This is a genomic window from Streptomyces tritici (genome assembly GCF_048500665.1).
Classification (GTDB): domain Bacteria; phylum Actinomycetota; class Actinomycetes; order Streptomycetales; family Streptomycetaceae; genus Streptomyces; species Streptomyces tritici.
In genome coordinates this window covers 2,251,540-2,269,350 of record NZ_CP183183.1, presented here as the reverse complement: position 1 = coordinate 2,269,350, position 17,811 = coordinate 2,251,540, and the positions used below count along the sequence as shown (strand labels likewise).

The following is a 17,811-nucleotide window of genomic DNA, read 5'->3' as shown; positions in this document are numbered from 1 at the left end:
GCCCGGCGGCGAGCCAGCCCGGGCCCTCGCCGTCGAGCCGACCCCGGGATCGTTGCCATCGGGCCGCCCCGAACCCCGGCCCGGTACGGGCCAGTACGGCCCCGTACGCCCGCCCCCTCAGTTCCCCGCAGGCCCCTGACCGTCCGGCCACACCCCGATGTGGTCCTGTTCGAGTTCCAGCAGGACGCGGTGCTCCATGCCCAGGGCCTCCGTGTACTCGGCGGGGAGCTGCAGGCGGCCGGCGCGGTCGAGCATGGCGTACTCCTTCGACACCAGGGACTCCTGGCCCTCCGCGTCGATCTCCGTGCGCCGCAGGACCTCCGAGGACGTGCGGCCGTCGCGGATGGCGACCGTGCGGCGGACCTCCGCGGCCACCGCCTGGTCGTGGGTCACGATCACGATCGTCGTGCCGAGCTCCTCGTTGGCCCGGCGGAACGAGGCGAAGACCTGCTCGCCCGTCGCCGAGTCCAGCTCGCCCGTCGGCTCGTCCGCGAGCAGCACCGCCGGGTCGTTCGCCAGCGCCACCGCGATCGCGACGCGCTGCTGCTGGCCGCCGGACATCTGGTGCGGGCGGCGGTCGCGGCACTCGGCGACGCCGAGCATTCCGAGCAGCTCCTCGGCGCGCTGCGCCTTCGCCCTGCGGCTCGTCCGGCCGCCCCGCAACTGCATGGGCAGTGCCACGTTCTGGGCGGCCGTCAGGTAGGGGAGCAGGTTGCGGGCCGTCTGCTGCCAGACGAAGCCCACGACGTCCCGCCGGTACCGCAGCCGCGCCTTCGCGTCCATCGACAGCAGGTCGCAGCCCGCCACCTTCGCCGCGCCGGCCGTCGGCACGTCCAGGCCCGCCAGGATGTTCATCAGCGTGGACTTGCCCGAGCCGGACGCCCCCACCAGGGCCATCAGCTCGCCCTGCTGCACCAGCAGGTCCAGGCCCTGCAGCGCCTGGACCTCCACCCCATCGGTCGTGAAGATGCGGACCAGCCGGTCGCAGGCGATCAGCGCGTCGTGCCCGTACGAGGGCCGGTCGCGCCGCGCCGCCGCCCGCTGTTCCAGATCCGCCAGGGTCGTGTCGCTCATCGCGTGTCTCCCACCCTCAGTTCCTTCGTCGATCCGGTACGCGCGGACCACCACGCCTGCAGCCCCGCCGCCGCGCCGGTCAGCAGCACCACGCCCAGCGCCGGCAGTGCCAGCGACCAGCCGTCGGCGCGCAGCGCCGCCCGGTCCAGCGTCACCCGCTCCATCGTCGTCACGTCCGGCGCGGCCGCGAGCGCCAGCCGGACCAGGTCCACGCCCGGCGCGAGCAGCAGGATCGTCGCCCAGCCGACGAGCGTCCCGCCGACCGCGGCCAGCAGTGCCTGCGGCAGCGCCTCCAGGCCGAGCAGCCGCCGCCCCTGCCGCCGGGTCAGGCCCATCGTCCGCAGCCGGGCCAGCAGCATGGCCCGCTCCGGCGCCGACCGCACCAGCGACAGCAGGACCGCCAGGCCCGCGTACCCCGCGCCCGCGCCGATCGCCGTCGCGTAGACCCGCTCCGCGCCGGTCTGCATCGGCGAGTCCACGTACGCGCCCCGCTGCTCCTGCCGCAGCCGCACAGAGAAGTCCCCGGCGCGCTTCTCGACGAGCGACCGCAGCGCCGGCCCGTCCAGGCCGCCGGGCCCGGCCGTGACCAGCAGCATGGTCGGCGCGACGCGGGGCAGGGCCGCCCGGTCGATCAGCAGGAAGTCCGTCTCGGTGACGGCGGGGGTCCGGGTCAGCACCCCCACCACCTTCACCTTGAAGTCCCCGGCGTACGACGGGATCTCGTACGGCTCCGAGCCGAACCGCTTCGCGACGCCCGGCGAGGCGAGCACCGGCACCACCCGGTCCTTGCCGGCTCCCAGCAGCCCGGGCCGGAACGTGCCGATGCCCGTCTCCCGCGCCAGCCGCGCGTACGCGCCCGGGTGCACGCCCAGCACCGTCGCGTACTTCGGCCCCGCCTCCGGGTCCAGCCGCGTGTCCGACGCGTTCTCCGCCGTACGGACCTCCGGCGTCAGCGGCACCCCGTACGCGAGGTGCACCGGCAGGGTCTCCCGCACCCCGGCGGAGCCGCGCACCGCCCGGTCGAGGCCGGCGGGCAGCGGCGCCGCGCCGGTGGCGGAGGAGATCCGGGCGTCCGCGCCGGTCGTCAGGACCGCCGCCCGGTCCCGGGCGTCGGCGACGCCCGCGAGCACCGAACCGCCGAAGGCCGCCGTCGTCAGCGCCACCAGCAGCGCCAGCAGCGGCAGCGTGCCGTTGGCCGCGGAGCGCCCGGCCCGCGCCAGCGACAGGTGGCCGACCAGGCCGCGCAGCCGCGCCGCCGGGCGGGCCGCCCAGCGCAGCGGCAGCGGGTAGAGCCGTACGAGGAGCAGCGCGGCGATCAGGGCGACGAGCACCGGCGCCGCGCTGACCAGGTGGTCGCCCGCGTCGTCGGTGCCGCGCCGGCGCAGGGCCGCGACGGCCCCGGCGGCGAGCACCAGCAGCGTCACCTCGGCGACGAGGCGGCGGCGCGAGGGCCGGGCGTCCACGACGTCCTCGCGCCCGCCGTGCAGCCGCGGCGTGCGGTGCACGAACACGGCGCGCAGCGGCAGCGTGAGCGCGGCGACGAGCGCGACGCCCGAGGCGGCGAGGGCGGCGGGCAGGAACCGGGCCGAGCCGGGGCCGCCCGCCGCGTCGTCGACGAGCAGGACCGCGGCGAGCAGCCCCAGCCCGGCGGCCGGGACGGCGACCACCGCGGTCTCGCCCAGCAGCCGGACGCCGATGCCGGCGAGGGAGCCGCCGCGGGCGCGGAGCAGGGACAGTTCGGCGTGCCGGCGGGCGGTGAACAGCCCGCCGGTCATGGCGAGCACGACCAGGGCCACCGTGCTCATCCCGATCGCGGCGACCGCGACGACCGGCGTGATCGCCTCGCGCATGAAGACATGGCCGCCGACGACCTCGTCGTCGAGGGCGGTGTGCACGGCGGTGGCCTCGCCGAGCAGCTCCCGCACCCGGCCGAGCCCGGGGCCGCTGCCGAGCGAGGCGAGGACGGAGGTGAGCCGGTCCGCGTCGCGCCCGGTCAGATGGTCGCTCGCGGGGGACAGCCGCCAGTACACCTCGGTGCCCGCGGTGGTCCGCTGCACGGTCGGGGCGGCCTCGGGGGCGAGCAGGAGCGCGGCGTCCCAGTAGAACTCGGGCGCGTCGGCGCGCGGCACGGACGCGTACACGGGGGTGCGCAGGGTGGGCTCGAACGACCAGTAGTCGCTGTCGGGTTCGCGCGGCTCGACGATCCCGGTGATCCGGATGCCGAGGGGTCGGGCGTCCTCGCCGGGGACGTGGATCACGACGCCGGGCTTGATGCGCAGCGCCTTGGCGGTCGCGGCGGTCACCACGGCCTCGGGCTCGGGGCCGCCGCGCGCGTACCGGCCGGCGCGCAGGGTGCTGTGCTGCGGCACGCCCGACTGCGTGGACAGGGTCAGCTGCGGGCGCAGCTTGTACGGCTTGGGCAGCCAGGCGTCGAGGGAGTCGACGCGCTTGTCGGTCCGCACGCCGTACGCCGACTCGGCGGGCAGCGTCCGCAGCGGCGCGGGCAGTTCGCGCAGCAGCGCGGCGTAGTCCTCGGCGAGCCGCTCGGGCGCCAGTTCGTCGGGGGCGGCCCGGTGCTCGTCGATCACCTCGACGACGCGCTTCGCCGCCGGAGCGGTGGCGACGGCGTGCCGCAGGCCCTCGGTCTCGTAGACGTCGACGGCGCGGGGCAGCGCGGCGGCGAGCAGCGCGGTGACGAACACCAGCACCGCCACCGCGGCGGCGGCCCAGGGCGCCACCCGCAGCCGCGTCCGCACCCAGGGCGCCACGGCAACAGCCTTACGAGCCACGTCGGTCACCTCCCGGGAGACGGCGTACGGGGAACGGAAGCACGGCACCCGGAGGCGCGCTGAACGGGGGCGCGGTGACAGGAGGCGAGGGGACAGGGGATGCGCCGGCGGAGCCGGTCCGGCGGACCGGGGGCGGGGCCGTCACTCCGCCCCCTGGGTCCGCAGGGTCGTCGCCGGGTCCTCGCGGCGCAGCGCGATCGCGGCGACGATCAGCACGGGCACCGCCGCCACCGCCGCCAGGAGCACCGCCACCTGGCCCGGGGGGAGTTCGACCAGGACCGGGGGGACGGGGCGGGCGGCCTGCGGGGTGAGCAGCACGAGCGGGACGACCGCCCGGGTCAGGACCGTGCCGAGGGCGAGCCCGACCAGCAGGCCGAGGGCGACCAGCAGGCCCTGCTCGGCGGCGATCAGCCGGGCCAGCTGGCGGCGCGGCGCGCCCAGCGCGCGCAGCAGGCCGAATTCGCCCGCCCGTTCGCGGACCGAGCCCGCCGCGCTCACCGCGAAGCCGACCGCCGCCAGGGCCGCAGCGGCGGCCGCGACCGCCATCAGCGCGGAGCGGGGGCCCGCGCCGAGCGGGTCGCCGAGCAGTTCGGCGGCCGTCTCGTCGCGGACGAGGACCTGCGCCGGGTCCGTGTTCGGCAGCGCCCGCAGCGTCGCCGCCACCTCGTCCGCCCGGCCCGGGGCGGTCGCGAGCCACCACTCGTTGGGCTGCAGCGCCGGGCCGTCGCCGGGCGCGAGGAGCCGGTTCGCGGCGCGCAGGTCGAACAGGATGCCGCCGCCGTCGCCCGCTCCCGCGGCCTTCGCCGCGTTCGCGCCGGTCGTCGGCAGCTGCCGCACGGTCTCCGCGATCCGCACCGTCAGGGTGCGGCCGCCGAGCGTCACGTCCATCGTGTCGCCGCGCCCGGCGCCGGCCGCCGACAGGAACGCGTCCGAGGCCACCGCCGGCAGCGGCTCCGCCTTGCTCTCCACAGCGGAGGTCAGCCGCAGGCCGTAGCTCTGGAAGACGGTCCAGGGGCTCGGCGGGGCCGCCGTGCCGAGCCGGTACGCGAGGTCCACCGGCGCGGTGGCGCCGGCCGTCCGCCGCACCGCACGCGGCCGGCCCTCGCCGCCGTCGGGCGAGCCCTCCCGCAGCTCGGCGGTCCATCGGGCCGGCGTCCCGGGCACGGGCCGCGCCGCCCCGCTCGCCCCGGCCGCCGCCAGCCTCTCGACGACCAGCCGCTCGGTGCCGGGCTTTCCGTACTCGACGTCGCCGTCCAGCTGCAGGCCGGTCAGCGTCAGCGGAGCTGCGGGCGCGGCGGGCCGGCCGCTGCCGGGATCGGCCTCCCCGGCGAGGTCGGCGGTGAGCCGGTGGGTCCTGCCGTCGGCGGGCAGGGAGCCGAGGACCCGGCCGTACGGGATGCCGTACCGGTCCTCCAGGGTCACCGACACCCGCGGCGCGGTCGCGTGCCGCGCGGTGCTCGTCAGGCGCAGGTCGAGGGTGAGGCTCCGGGTGTCGTCCGGGAGCCGCACGCCGGCCGGTCCGGTGTCGCGTCCGGGCGGGGCGAGCGCGCCGAGCACCTCGCGGACGGGCCGGTCGCCGGCCAGGTCCCCGCGCATCAGCAGCCCGTCGCCGGCGGCCGCGCCCGCCACGTCCAGGGCGATCACGTCCGCGGTGCGGCCCCCGCCCAGGCCGGGCATGGTGTCGCGCAGCGCGGGGGCGGCGGCCCGTACGCCGGGCATGCCGGAGTACCGCCCGGCCTCCGCGGGGTCCGAGCCTCGGGTCGTCAGGACGCGTACGGACGCGCCGGTGCGGAAGTCGGCCTGGTCGCTCTGCGAGCGGCTCCACGACGCGCTCTGCCCGATCGCCAGCATTCCCATCGCCACCGCGAGCACCAGCAGCAGCACGGGCCCCGCGCCGCGCAGCGGCCGGCGGCTGAACTGCCAGCCCGCCAGCGCCGCCGGCAGACCCCGGCCGCCCGCCGCGCGCCGCTCCGCGAGCCGGGCCGCGGGCGGCAGCAGACGCAGCGTCAGGACGGTGCCGGCGAGCAGCGCCAGCGCGGGCGCGGCGACCAGCAGCGGGTCGATGCCGAGCCTGCCCTCCCGGTCGCCGCTGAGCGCGCCGCCGCCGGAGCCGTCGGTCTGCCGCTGCAGCTGCCAGTACGCGACGGCCGCGACGACCAGCAGGCCCAGGTCCGCGCCGGCCCGCACCCAGGCGGGCAGCGCGGCCGCCCGCCCCTTGCGCAGCCGGATCGTTCCGCCGCCTCCGGCGGCCAGCGCCGGCGCGACCACGGCGGCCGCGCAGCACACCGCGACCCCGGCGGCCACCAGCCACACCTGCGCGGCGGGCGTCGCGTCGAGCCGCAGCCCGGCGTCGGCGAGCGCCGCCTGCGAGCCGAGCAGCCGGGTCAGGGGACCGGCGAGCAGCGGCGCGACCACGGCCGCGGGCAGCGCGAGCAGCCCGGCCTCCACGGCGGCCAGCCAGGTGATCCGGCCGCGCGAACCGCCGCGGGCGCGCAGGAGTTCCGTCTCGCCGGACCGCTCCGAGCTGAGCAGCCGGGCGACGAGCAGCAGCGCGTACGCGGCGAGCAGCACCAGTTGCACGGCCACGATGAGCACGGTGGAGCGGGCCACGAGCAGGGGGCGCTCGATCTGCTGGAGCACGGTCGGCAGCGCGGTCTCCGCGGTCACCTGACCGCCGCCGAACGGTTCCGTCCCGTCGGTGAGGGCCGCGGCCCCGGCGGCGGCCGTGCCGCGCAGCGCGTCGATCCGGCCGGTGGTCATCCCGGCGAAGTCCGCGGTCGCCTGCCAGGCCGTGTCGCCGCGGCTGAACCGGCCGGCGGCGAAGTGCGCCTCGTCGGCGAGCAGCGGGCCGTACGTCGTGAACACCATGGTCCGCACGCCGCGCCCGGCGGCCTCGTCGAGCAGCCAGTAGGTGTCGGTGAGGTCGGCGGGCCGGTAGACGCCGGTGACCTTCGCCGTCACCACGCTCTTCTGGTCGAGCCGGTCGGTGAGGTCGAGGACGGCGCCGGGCCCGAGCCGCAGCCGCCGGGCGGCGGCCTCGGGCAGGGCGACCTCGACGGGGCCGGCGCCGGAGGCGCGGGGGAGGGTGCCGCGGACCAGCGTGATCCGCGAGCGGTCGAGGGTGGCGAGCCGGGTCAGATCGGGCTGGTCGCCGCGGGCGGCCGGGGCCTGGAGGGCGCGTGGCAGCGCGTACGGCCCCGAGCGCTCCAGCCGGCGCACGGTGACCGGCAGGCCGTCGAAGGCCGTGCGCGCCCCGGCCCGTACGGCCGCGTCCGCCGAGGCCCGCCGCTCGGCGGGGACCTGCGCGGTGACGACGAGCGCCGAGGCGCCCGCCTCGCGGCCCTGGAGCACGGAGCGCAGGGCGGCGTCGCCGACGGAGCCGGAGAACCCGGCCAGGGCGGCGAGCACGGAGGTGGTGAGCAGGACGGCGAGCAGCGCGGCCGCCAGCAGCAGGCGGTGCGCCCTGACGCGCAGCAGTACGAACCCCGTCACCCATCCCCCCGAAGGCGTCCCCCGATGACCCGAACGTCACCGGATGCTTTCAGAGGGCACGGGTGGAAGAAACCGCTTGCACCGCCTCGATCGCCGACCTTGACGCGATCGTGACCGGAATCCGGCGCGGAGTCACCGGATTCCGCCCGTCCGTGCGCGGAACCTCACATTCAGTCAGGCGGGGTCAGTCGGCGGTATTGATCATGGAGGCGGCGGCGTAGGTGAGGTAGTTCCACAGCTGCCGCTCGTGCTCCTCGGCGAGCCCCAACTCGTCGACGGCCGCGCGCATATGGCGCAGCCACGCGTCGTGCGCCGCCTTGTCGACCGTGAACGGGGCGTGCCGCATCCGCAGCCGGGGGTGGCCGCGGTGGTCGCTGTACGTGCGGGGCCCGCCCCAGTACTGCATCAGGAAGAGCGCGAGCCGCTCCTCCGCCGGGCCGAGGTCCTCCTCCGGGTACATCGGCCGCAGCAGGGGGTCCTCGGCCACGCCCTCGTAGAAGCGGCGGACGAGGCGCCGGAAGGTCTCCTCGCCACCGACCTGCTCGTAGAAGGTCTGCTCCTGAAGTGTGCCGCGCGGAATCTCCATCACCGTTCCATGGTCTCAGACGCCCCGGCCGAGGACCCGGGTCGTAGGTCCTCGGCCGGCGCCCGCTCAGCCGCGGCGGATCGTGATCGTCGTCCAGGCGCCCACGTGCACCCGGTCGCCGTCCTGCAGCGGGATCGGCACGTAAGGCTGGATCGGCTCCTCGGCTCCGTTGATCGTGGTGCCGTTGGTGGAGTTCTGGTCCACCACCGCCCACGAACCGTCGGGCTGGGACACCAGCACCGCGTGCTGGTGCGAGACGCCCGGGTCCTCCGGCGGCACCGACAGGTCGATGTCCGGGGACTCGCCCGTCGAGTGGCGGCGGCGGCCGATGGAGACCTGGTTGCCCTCCAGCGGCAGGTGCTGCTCGGGCGAGTACGCCGGCAGGTTCAGACCGGACGCCTCCGGGCCGCTGCGCTGCATCATCGCCAGGAAGTACTCACGGTCCGGGCCGATCACCGCGGTCCAGTTCGCGGCCGGGGCGGGGGGACCGGGGAACGGCGCCTGCGGACCGCCGTGCGGCTGTCCCGCGTGCTGCGGACCGCCGTGCTGCGGGCCGCCGTGCTGCTGTCCGGGGTGGGGCTGGCCCGTGTGCTGCTGCTGCGGCCCGCCCTGGAACTGCGGGGCGTGCGGCTGCGGCGGGGCCGGCGGGGCGTGCTGCGCCTGCGGGGCCTGCGGCGAGGCGGACTGGGCGTGCGAGGGCGGCGGCAGCATCCAGTCGTCCGCGCCGGGCGCCTGCGGCGCCTGCGGCGCGGGCGGGGGCGGCGGCGGACCCTGCTGGAGGAACGCGGGCGGGGCCGGCGGACCCGGCTGCGGCGGCATCGGGGCGCCGGACTGCGGGCCGGGGCCCGGAGGCATCGGCGGCCCCGGCTGCTGCATGCCCTGGCCCTGCGGACCCTGGCCGTGCGGACCCTGGCCGTGCGGACCCTGGCCGTGCGGACCCTGGCCGTGCGGACCCTGGCCGTGACCCTGCGGCCCCTGGCCCTGCGGGCCGGGCGGCGGGGGGCCGGGCTGCTGGAAGGCGGGCGGGGGCGGCGGCGGGCCCTGGTGCTGCGCGGGGTCGCCGGACAGCGGCTCGGCGGGCCGGTTCACCTGCGAGGGCCGCGAGCCCTGGTACTCGAACGGGTCCGGCTGGCGCGGGCCCGGCGGCGGGGCCTGCGGACCGGGACCGGGGCCCTGCGGACCCGGAGCCGGACGGCTCGGGCCGGGGCCGGCCTGGAAACCGGGCGGCAGGTTCAGACCGGGCGGCGGGCTCGGCATCCCGGGAGGGGCGGCCGGGGTGTACGAGGTCGCCGTGTTCGTCAGGAAGTTCCAGCGGCACTCCTCGCAGAACGGGGCCATGGCCTCGCGCGGGGTGCGGCACTGCGGGCAGAGCTCCGCCTGGGCGGTGGCGTTCGGGTCGCCGCCGGGGCCGGGGTACCCGTACCCGGGCGCGGGCGGCGGTGGAGGCGGCACGGCACCCGCAGGCGCGCCCGCCCCGGCCATGCGATGGCCGCAGACCTCGCACCAGTCGTCGGAGACCGACTGGTGTCCGTTCGGGCAGGTCGGCATGTCGGTGCTTCCCCCTCTCGTCGTCCGGCCCCGGTGGCCGGTCACTTCTTCACGCGAACCGTCTTGGTGGACCGGGTCTCGAGCGTCATCTCGTCCGCTTCCGCGACCTTCGCCTTCAAACGCACAGTACCGGTCGCTGCATCGACCACGTCCACCACCTTCGAAAGCAGTTTCGCGGTGTCCGTGTTCCCCGAGGCGACCGCGAGCTGCACCGCGCGGCCCAGTTTCGCGGTCGCGCCGTCGAAATCGCCCGCTTTGCGGGCGTCGAGACCCTGCTGGATCGCCTGGGCCAGCTCGGCCTGGCCCGTGTAGTGGGCGACCTGCGGATTGATCGCGGTCGAGGCGGCCATGTCGTCCGTCCACACCGCCCGCACCAGACCGTGCGCGAGGGTCTCCGGGGCGCCGCCCGCCGGGTCGGGGCGGATCAGCGAGACCCGGGCGGCCAGCATCTCCTGGCCGACGGCGGCCTCGGGCACCCGGACGCAGACGTGGTAGTCGCGGGACTCGTCGCCCCAGGAGCCGGTCGGGTAGTCGCCCGCCCGGGGACCGGCCTCGGTGCGGCGGCCGGTCAGGTCCTCCACGGTCGGGGCGACCTGCTTCACGTACCGGATCTCCGTGCCGACCGGCGTCCACAGCCGCAGCCCGACGTCCGCGACCTCCTTGCCCATCGCCGTCTCCATCATGCGCGTGAAGTCGGCGGACAGCCCGGACGGGTCGGCGACGATGTCGGCGGTGCCGAGCAGCGCCGAGGCGATCGCGGTGACCTCCTTGACCTCCCAGTCCGTCCCGACGCCCCGGGCGTCGCAGGTGAAGCGGGCCGCGCAGGACTCCAGGGCGGCCTGCAGCTCGGCCGGGGACTCGTGCTCGTTGCGGCCGTCGGTGAGCAGGATGCCGTGCCGGATCGGCGCGCCGCCGCTCGCGAGCAGCCCGTCCGCGAGGCGCAGCCAGGTGCCGATGGCCGTGCCTCCGCCCGCGGAGAGCCGGCGCAGCGCCTCCTTGGCCTCGGCGCGGGTCCGGTCGTCGGCGACGGCCAGCCGGCCGCCGCCCGGATAGACCTCCTTCGCCACGTGCGTGCCCGCGACCACGGCGAACGCCACGCCGTCGCGCAGGGTGTCCACGGCGGCGGCCGTCGCCTCGCGGGCGTGGCGCATCTTGGTCGGCGGGTAGTCCATGGAGCCCGAGCAGTCGACCATGACCACGACCGCCGCGTCGGACCCGGACCCGGGCCCGTCCGTACGGGGCCGGGGCACGCCCGCGCCGAGGGTGCCGCCGGTCGTGCCGCCGCCGGTGGCGGTGACCGTCACGACGGCGTGGACCTCGCGCCCGCCCTCCGGCAGGTACTCGTTCTGGTACACGTCCACCGAGAAGTGCGGCACGTTCGACTTGGAGAAGTTGGCCATCGGGTCGGCTCCTGGGTACGAGGTCTCACGCGGCCGGGCCGCCGGTGGGAGATCCTGCCCCCTCCTGCGGCACGGCGAACGGCAGCAGCGCCACTGTTACGTTGTCGTGGCCGCCGCCGTCCAGGGCGTGGCCGACGAGCACCCGCGCCCCGTGCAGCGGGCGGCCGGAGGCGTCCGGCGGCACCACGCGGGCCATCTCCTCCGCGCCCTCCGCGTAGTTCCACAGGCCGTCCGTGCAGACCACGACCACTCCGGGGCGGTCCGGCTTGAACGCGGCCGTGTGCGGCTCCAGTTCGTACGCGTCGGCGCCGAGCCAGCCGGTGATCGCGTGGGCGCGCTCGTCGGCGTACGCCTCGGCCTCGTTCATCAGGCCCGCGGCGACCATCTGGGCGGCCCAGGAGTCGTCCTCGGTCAGCCGGGCGGGCGGGGCGGAGCGGTCGTCCGGCACCCAGTACGCGCGGCTGTCGCCGACCCAGCCGACCACGAGCAGTCCGCCCGCCACGACCGAGCCGACGATGGTGCAGGCGGGCGCGTTGCGGTGAGGGTCGTGGTCGCGGGCCGAACCGGGCTCCTGCGCCAGGGCGTTGACCGCGTCCGCCGCGGCCACGATCGCCTCCGTCATGGCCTGCTGGGGGTGGGTGCCCCGGGGCAGCGCGGCGAGCAGCGACGCGTTCGCGGCCTGCGCGGCGGCGGCCGAGGCGTCGTCGGGGCGGGTCGCGGAGGACACCCCGTCGCAGACGATCGCGACGGTGGCGGGGGAGCCGTCGGGCAGCGCGGTCGACGACACGGCGAACGCGTCCTCGTTGCGGTGGTGGCGCAGCCCGCGGTCGCTGACCGCGGCCACCCGGTCGAGCTCCCGCTCCATGTGGTCCCGCTCCCGGGGCTGCGCGTGCCCGCAGTTCTCGCAGTAGCCGTCGTCGTCGACGCGGCCCGCCCGGCAGGCCACGCACACCTTGGCCTGCGCGGCCGCCGCGACTCGCGGATCGGGCGCGGCCAGCTCGTAGTCGCCCGCGCCCTCGCCGCCTGCCGCTGCCGGCGCGTCGTGGCGCAGCGCCTCGCCGGCCCCGGCCGACGGCCAGGGCTCGGCCCCGGCGGGCGCGGCGGGGGCCTCGGGCGCGGGGGCGGCGGGTTCGGCGGGGCCGTGCGGCGCGGGAATGCCGGCGGCCGGGCCGGCCGCCGCTGCGGAGACGTCCTCGGCGACGGCCTGCCCGCCCCGGACGCCTCCTTGAGCGGCGGCGGCCGGCACCTGCGACGCGGCGGACGCCTGCCCGGCCGGGGCCTGCGCGGCCGGGCCCGACGACGCCGGGACCTGGGCGGCCGGGGCCTGGGCCGCCGGTGCCGACGACGCCGGGGCCTGGGCGGCCGGGCCTGACGACGCCGGTGCCTGCGCGGCCGGAGCCTGGGCCGCCGGGCCCGACGACGCCGGGACGGACGGCAGGTCGCCCGGGTGCTGGGTCTGGGTGGACAGATCGCGCGGGGCCGGCGCCGGCCAGGGCACCGGGGGCTCCGCGGCGGCCGCCGGGGGCTCCGCGGCCAGGGCGATCGTGGGGCGGTCCTCGGCCGGCTCCGCCGCCGTCAGCGCATGCCCGCAGGCACCGCAGAAACGATCAGTCGGATCCAGCGGCTCCGCACAGGCGGGGCACGCGGCGAGCCGGTGCCCGGGTTTCCGGTCGTTCATCATCACACCCACGTCCGGGGGCGGAGGCGGTTCGCCCGCTCCACCAGTTCGATCCTCTCCTCGCCCCGCTGAGCGAGCCGGGCGAGCACCCGGTACGAGCGTTCCAGTCCGAAGCGCAGTCCCCGCTCGTCCAGTTCGCTGCCGAGCAGCAGCGTCCGGCCGGGAGGCGCCCCGGGACTACCGGAGAGTACCCAGTCCAGCGCCGTCCCGAGGACCTCCGTCGACAACCGCTCCCGGCGCACCGCGTCGAGACCGAGGCCCTGCAGCGCCGAGACCTGCGCCGCGGCCGCCGTCAGGTCGTCCGCGAGCGGGTCCTGCGGGGCGCGCCGGCGCAGCCGGGCCCGTACCGCCGCGACCCGCGCCGCCGTGTAGTGGATGGACGCCTCCGGCACGGACTCCAGCGTCCGCACCGCGCCCGCCCGGTCCCCGGCCGCGAGCTGCACCCGCGCGAGACCGAACGCCGCACTCACGTACGACGGGTCGGTCGTCCACACCAGGCGGTAGTACTCCGCCGCGTTGTCGAGCTGGCCCAGCACCTCCGCGCAGACCGCGAGCGCCAGCTTCGGCGCCGGCTCGCCGGGGAAGGCGTCGTACACCGCGTCGAAGGAGAGCGCCGCGTTCTCGTCGTCGCGGGTCGCCAGGGCCACCACGCCCCGGTACCAGACCACCCGCCAGTCGTCCGGGTGCTGCTCCTCCAGGGCCGCGAGCGCCCGGCCCGCCTGCCCGAGGTCGCCCATCTCCAGGTACGCCCGCAGCTCGCGCAGCCGCAGTTCCGGGGAGGGCGCGGGCGCGGCGGCCAGCGCGGTGATCAGCTCGGCCGGCGCGGCGGCCATCAGACCCGCCAGGAAACCGGCGTTCGGGTCGCCCGGGTCCACCCGCGGCACCGGCAGGGCCAGCGCGGTGGCCCGTACGTCGAGCGGCGCCAGGTACGGAGCGGGGGCCGCCGGTGCCTGCGCGCCGGACCCCCGCGCGCCGCCGCCGAACAGGCCCAGCCACCCGCCCGGCACCGCGCGGGTGCCGAGCGCAGACACGTCGCCCGCCGCCTGGGCGAACAGCTCCGTGTCCGTCACCCGCAGCTCCGCGCCGAACAGCGTCGACAGCGCCGGCCGCGGGCGGCCCGACTGAAGCGCCACGACCTCCCGCAGCACGCCCGTCAGCTGCTCCGCCATCTCCTGCGCCGAGGCGAACCGGCGCGCCGGGTCCGGGTCGGTCGCCCGTACCAGGAAGCGGTAGAACGACTCGTACGTCCGGAAGACCTCGATGTGCTCGGGGTCCGGCAGCGAGTCCACGAAGACGTTCGTGTAGCCCTGGAAGTCGAAGGTCAGCACCGCGAGCGTCCGGGCCACCGTGTACAGGTCGCTGGCGACCGACGGGCCGAGCTCGGCGACCTCCGGGGCCTGGTAGCCGACCGTGCCGTAGATCGCCGACTCGTCGTCGTCCATGCGGCGCACCGCGCCCATGTCGATGAGCTTGAGCTGGTCCTCGGTCTGGATGGCGTTGTCGACCTTGAAGTCGCAGTACAGCAGGTTGCGGCTGTGCAGGTGGCCGAGCGCCTCCAGCGCCTCGATCCCGTACGCGCAGGCCTGCTCGACCGGCAGCGGATCGCGCCGGCCGTCCGGGCCGCGGCGGGCGTTGGCGATCTCCTTGAGCGACTTGCCGCCGACGTACTCCATGACGATGTAGCCGTCGAGGGAGCCGGTGCGCTGATCGAGGTGCTCGACGAAGTTGTAGATCCGGACGATGTTGGAGTGCTCGATCTCGGCGAGGAAGCGCCGCTCCGATATCGCGGCCGCCATCGCGTCCTGGTCGCCCGTGTCGAGCAGGCCCTTGAGCACCACCCAGCGGTCCGAGACCGCGCGGTCCACGGCGAGGTAGATCCAGCCGAGGCCGCCGTGCGCGAGGCAGCCCGCCACCTCGTACTGGCCGTGCACCACGTCGCCGGTGCGCAGCTTCGGCACGAACGAGTACGGGTGGCCGCACTTGGTGCAGAAGCCCTCCGTGCGGCCGGGCCGGTCGCCGCGCGCCCGGCCCACCGGGGCGCCGCAGTCGGAGCGCGAGCAGAACCGCTTCCGCTCCGGGACCTCCGGGTTCGCCATCACCGCCGAACGCGGGTCGGGGCGCGGCACCTCCGGGATCGCGACCAGGCCCGCGCCCAGCCGGTTCCGGCCGGACTGCGCGGAGGACGAGCCGGAGCTGCGCACCGAGACCGAGCGGGCGGTGCTCGCCCCGGACAGGGAGCGGGAGAGCCGGCCGGAGACGGAGCGGCGCGAGGTGGAGGAGCGGGAGGAGCGCGCGGACGGCGCGGAGGAGCGCGAGGAGGAGCGGGAACTGCTCGACGAGCCCTTGCCGGCGACGGCCACCCCGGTCGGCGTGGACTGCAGCAGACCGGCGGGCGCGACGACGGGCGCGAGACCGCAGGTGTCGCAGTACAGTTCGCCGCCGCCCATGTCCTCGTACGCGCCGCCGCAGCCGGGCCGCTGGCAGCCCGCCCCGGCGAAGCCCGAGGCTCCGGTCCCGGCGGCGGTCCCGGCCCCGGTCCCTGCGGCGGCCGCCGTCGGCGCGGGCTCCGGAGCGGCGGCCGGCTGCGCCGTCGCCCCGGTGGCGGGCGCGACGGCCGGGGCCAGGCCGCAGGTGTCGCAGTACAGTTCGCCGCCGCCCATGTCCTCGTACGCGCCGCCGCAGCCCCCCCGCAGACAGCCCGTCCCGGCCGCCTGCCCGGCGGAACCGCCGCGCCGCCCCGACTGGTTGGTCGCCCGGCTGTGCGGACCGTTCACCGCGCCGCCGTTCACCGCACCGCCGTTCACCGCGCCCGTCCCGTAGGTCCCGCCCGTCGGCACCCCGCCCCCGTTCGTCCCGGCCTCGCTCACCGTGTCCCCCTCGCGTCCCCGGGCCCGGTCAGGGCCTCCGCCGCCGCCTGCTGGTAGCGGAGCACCGCCTGCTCGGCGACCCGCAGGTCGCAGGGCGCGCTCCACAGCATCCGGCGGGCCGCGTCGTACCGCTCCACCAGCAGCGGGTCCTCCGCCCAGCCGAGCCGGGCCACCTTCGCCTTGTACGCGTCGAGGCGGCCGCGCAGTTCCGCGCGGACCGCGAGCGGCGCGGTCACCGCCGTCAACGACGCCCGGGCGCGCTCCAGTTCGTCCTCGGCCTCCCGCTCCAGGGCCTCCAGGAGCGGCGACAGCCGGTGCCACTGCGCGTGCCTGCGGTACTCCGCCGCCATGGCCAGGCGCTCCTGCAGCACCGTCGGCGGCCCGCTGACCGCCGGCACCTCCGAGGCGGCGATCTTCGCGAGCACCTCGCCGCGTGCCGCCCGCGCCTCCGCCAGCGTCCGGTCCGCCCGGGACAGCACGTCCCGCAGCCGCAGCAGCCGCTCCTCGGAGTCCTGCCGGACCGCGAGCACCGCCTCGATCTCCCGGCGCACGTCCTCCAGGGCCCGCGCCGCCCGGTCGTACCGCTCGGTGTCCGGCCGGCCGCCGCCGGGCGCCGAACTGCCGCGGGCCGGCTGCCAGAAGGCCAGCGGATCGGACACCACCTGCTCGCGCAGCGCGGCCAGCTCGGCCGTGATCGCCTCCAGCTCGTCGCCCGCCGGATGCTCCCCGGGACGCACCCCCACCGAGTGCGCCAGCGACCGGGTGCGCCCCAGCTCGGCGGCGAGCAGGTCTATCCGCGCGGGCAGCGCCGACCAGACCGCGTCCGCGGCGACGACCATGTCCAGGGAGCCCGCGTACAGCTCGTTCATCCGGTCCACCAGGCCCTGCAGCGTGAACCGTTCGCTCAGTGCCGCCCCGCCGCCGACCGCCACGCTCTCGCCGCGCAGCCGCTCGGTCAGCGCGACCAGGTCCTCGTGCCCGGGCCAGCGCCGGCGGGCCCGCAGCTCACGGGTCTCGTGCAGGGCGGCGGTGTACGCGTCGAAGTACGTCCACAGCAGCGTGATCGTCCGCTCGGCGGCGCTCCACCGCTCCTGCGTGGTCCCCGTCAGCCGGGCGCCTTCGAGCAGCCGCCGGCCGGCGTGGTCCTGCAGCGCGAGGAGCGAGTCCTCGATCGCCTTGTGCTCCGCGCCGAGCCGCGCCAGCGCACGGTCCACCTCGTCCCGGTCCATCACCGGACCAGGAGGTCCCGCGACGCCCATCGATCACCTCTCCGCTCTCGCCGTCACCTGTCGACTCCGTGGGCGTTCTCGCCCCGGCCGTGCCCCCGGCCGGCTCAGCCGTCCCGGTACTTCGGCGCCGGCGGACCGACGATGCCGGGCAGGTCCGCCTTCAGCCACTTCTCGTACGCCCGCGTCCACGCGCCGCTCTGCCGGTACTGCACCAGCACCTGGTTGACCCGGCGCACCAGGTCGTCGTTGCCGAGCCGGGCGGCCACCCCGTAGTACTCGGTGGTGAACGGGCGGCCCTTGAGCTCGACCGCCGGGTCCTGCGCGGCCTGGCCGGCCGCCAGCGCGTTGTCGGTGACCACCGCGTCGACCTCGCCCATCTGCAGCCGGGCCAGGCAGTCCAGCTGGTTGGGCACGGTCAGCCGGTCCTCGTCGGCCGGCCCGCCGTCGCCCCGGTCCTTGTAGACCGCGCCGAACGACTTCCGCTCCAGCGCCTCGTACGCGGTCGAACCCTCGGCCGTGCAGACCCGCTTGCCGTCGAGCGAGGCGTCGTAGCCGGTGACGGCCGAGGTCTTCGGCGCGAGCACCTGCTGTCCGGCCTGGAAGTACGCGGTGGAGAAGGCGACCTGCCGGATCCGCTTGCAGTTGATGGTCATCGTGCGGACCACCAGGTCGACCTTGCCGCTCTCCAGGGCGGCGATCCGCTGGTTGGTCGGGATCGTGCGGAAGACGATGAGGTCCTCGCTGCCCAGCAGGTCCTTCGCGATGGCGCGGGCCAGATCGATGTCGAAGCCCTCCAGGGTGCGGCTCGTCGGGTTGCGGTAGCCCCACCGGTAGCTGCTCTGGTCGACGCCCACGACCAGCCGGCCGCGCGCCTTGATCGCGGCGACGGCCGGGCCGTCGGCGGACGACGGGCCGAGCGAGGCCTCCGGGTCGCGGCAGGAGTCCTCGGCCCTCACCTGCACGCCCGAGCCGATGCCCGGCCCCGTGACCGCGGGAGCCGCGCGGTCCGCGGCGCCCGAGTGGGCCAGCGGGCCGAGGGTGAGCGCCGCGGTCGCGCCGCAGGCGACGGCCATCGCGCCGACCCCGCCCCAGCCCCTGAGCCGGCCGGCGATCCGGGCCGCCGCCCGTCGCCCGCGCTCCGTGACGTC

General features: G+C 77.0%; 10 protein-coding genes. All 10 read right to left on the bottom strand.

The features are described from left to right. Positions 1–117: 117 nt before the first annotated feature. Entirely contained in the window at positions 118–1,074 is a 957-nt protein-coding gene (locus ACNJ93_RS10475; protein ID WP_418957102.1) for an ABC transporter ATP-binding protein, read from the bottom strand. After that, the gene (locus ACNJ93_RS10470) at positions 1,071–3,863 is read right to left on the bottom strand and encodes an ABC transporter permease (RefSeq protein WP_418957101.1); all 2,793 of its coding nucleotides are present in this window, start codon (positions 3,861–3,863) and stop codon (positions 1,071–1,073) included. Before ACNJ93_RS10470 ends, ACNJ93_RS10475 begins: the two co-directional genes overlap by 4 nt. Before the next feature lie 141 nt (positions 3,864–4,004). Continuing rightward, positions 4,005–7,355, bottom strand: a complete 3,351-nt coding sequence (locus tag ACNJ93_RS10465; RefSeq protein ID WP_418957100.1) for an FtsX-like permease family protein — start codon at positions 7,353–7,355, stop codon at positions 4,005–4,007. Between the two features lie 184 nt (positions 7,356–7,539). Continuing rightward, positions 7,540–7,944 carry a globin gene (locus tag ACNJ93_RS10460; RefSeq protein ID WP_418957099.1) on the bottom strand — a complete coding sequence of 135 codons (405 nt, stop codon included), beginning with the start codon at positions 7,942–7,944 and terminating at the stop codon, positions 7,540–7,542. A gap of 63 nt (positions 7,945–8,007) precedes the next feature. Then, a complete protein-coding gene (locus ACNJ93_RS10455; protein WP_418957098.1) occupies positions 8,008–9,489 on the bottom strand; it encodes an FHA domain-containing protein in 1,482 nt (493 codons plus the stop codon). Between the two features lie 41 nt (positions 9,490–9,530). After that, a complete protein-coding gene (locus tag ACNJ93_RS10450) occupies positions 9,531–10,889 on the bottom strand; it encodes a vWA domain-containing protein (RefSeq protein WP_418957097.1) in 1,359 nt (452 codons plus the stop codon). 25 nt (positions 10,890–10,914) lie between these two features. Further along, positions 10,915–12,570, bottom strand: coding sequence for a protein phosphatase 2C domain-containing protein (locus tag ACNJ93_RS10445; RefSeq protein ID WP_418957096.1), 1,656 nt, complete (start codon positions 12,568–12,570; stop codon positions 10,915–10,917). After that, complete coding sequence (locus ACNJ93_RS10440) at positions 12,570–15,014, bottom strand: tetratricopeptide repeat protein (RefSeq protein ID WP_418961363.1); 2,445 nt, start codon at positions 15,012–15,014, stop codon at positions 12,570–12,572. Before ACNJ93_RS10440 ends, ACNJ93_RS10445 begins: the two co-directional genes overlap by 1 nt. A 416-nt stretch (positions 15,015–15,430) precedes the next feature. After that, on the bottom strand, positions 15,431–16,693 hold the full coding sequence (locus ACNJ93_RS10435) for a hypothetical protein (protein ID WP_418957095.1): 1,263 nt from the start codon (positions 16,691–16,693) through the stop codon (positions 15,431–15,433). A 74-nt stretch (positions 16,694–16,767) separates the two neighbouring features. Beyond that, complete coding sequence (locus ACNJ93_RS10430) at positions 16,768–17,736, bottom strand: glutamate ABC transporter substrate-binding protein (RefSeq protein ID WP_418961362.1); 969 nt, start codon at positions 17,734–17,736, stop codon at positions 16,768–16,770. Between the last annotated feature and the right edge of the window lie 75 nt (positions 17,737–17,811).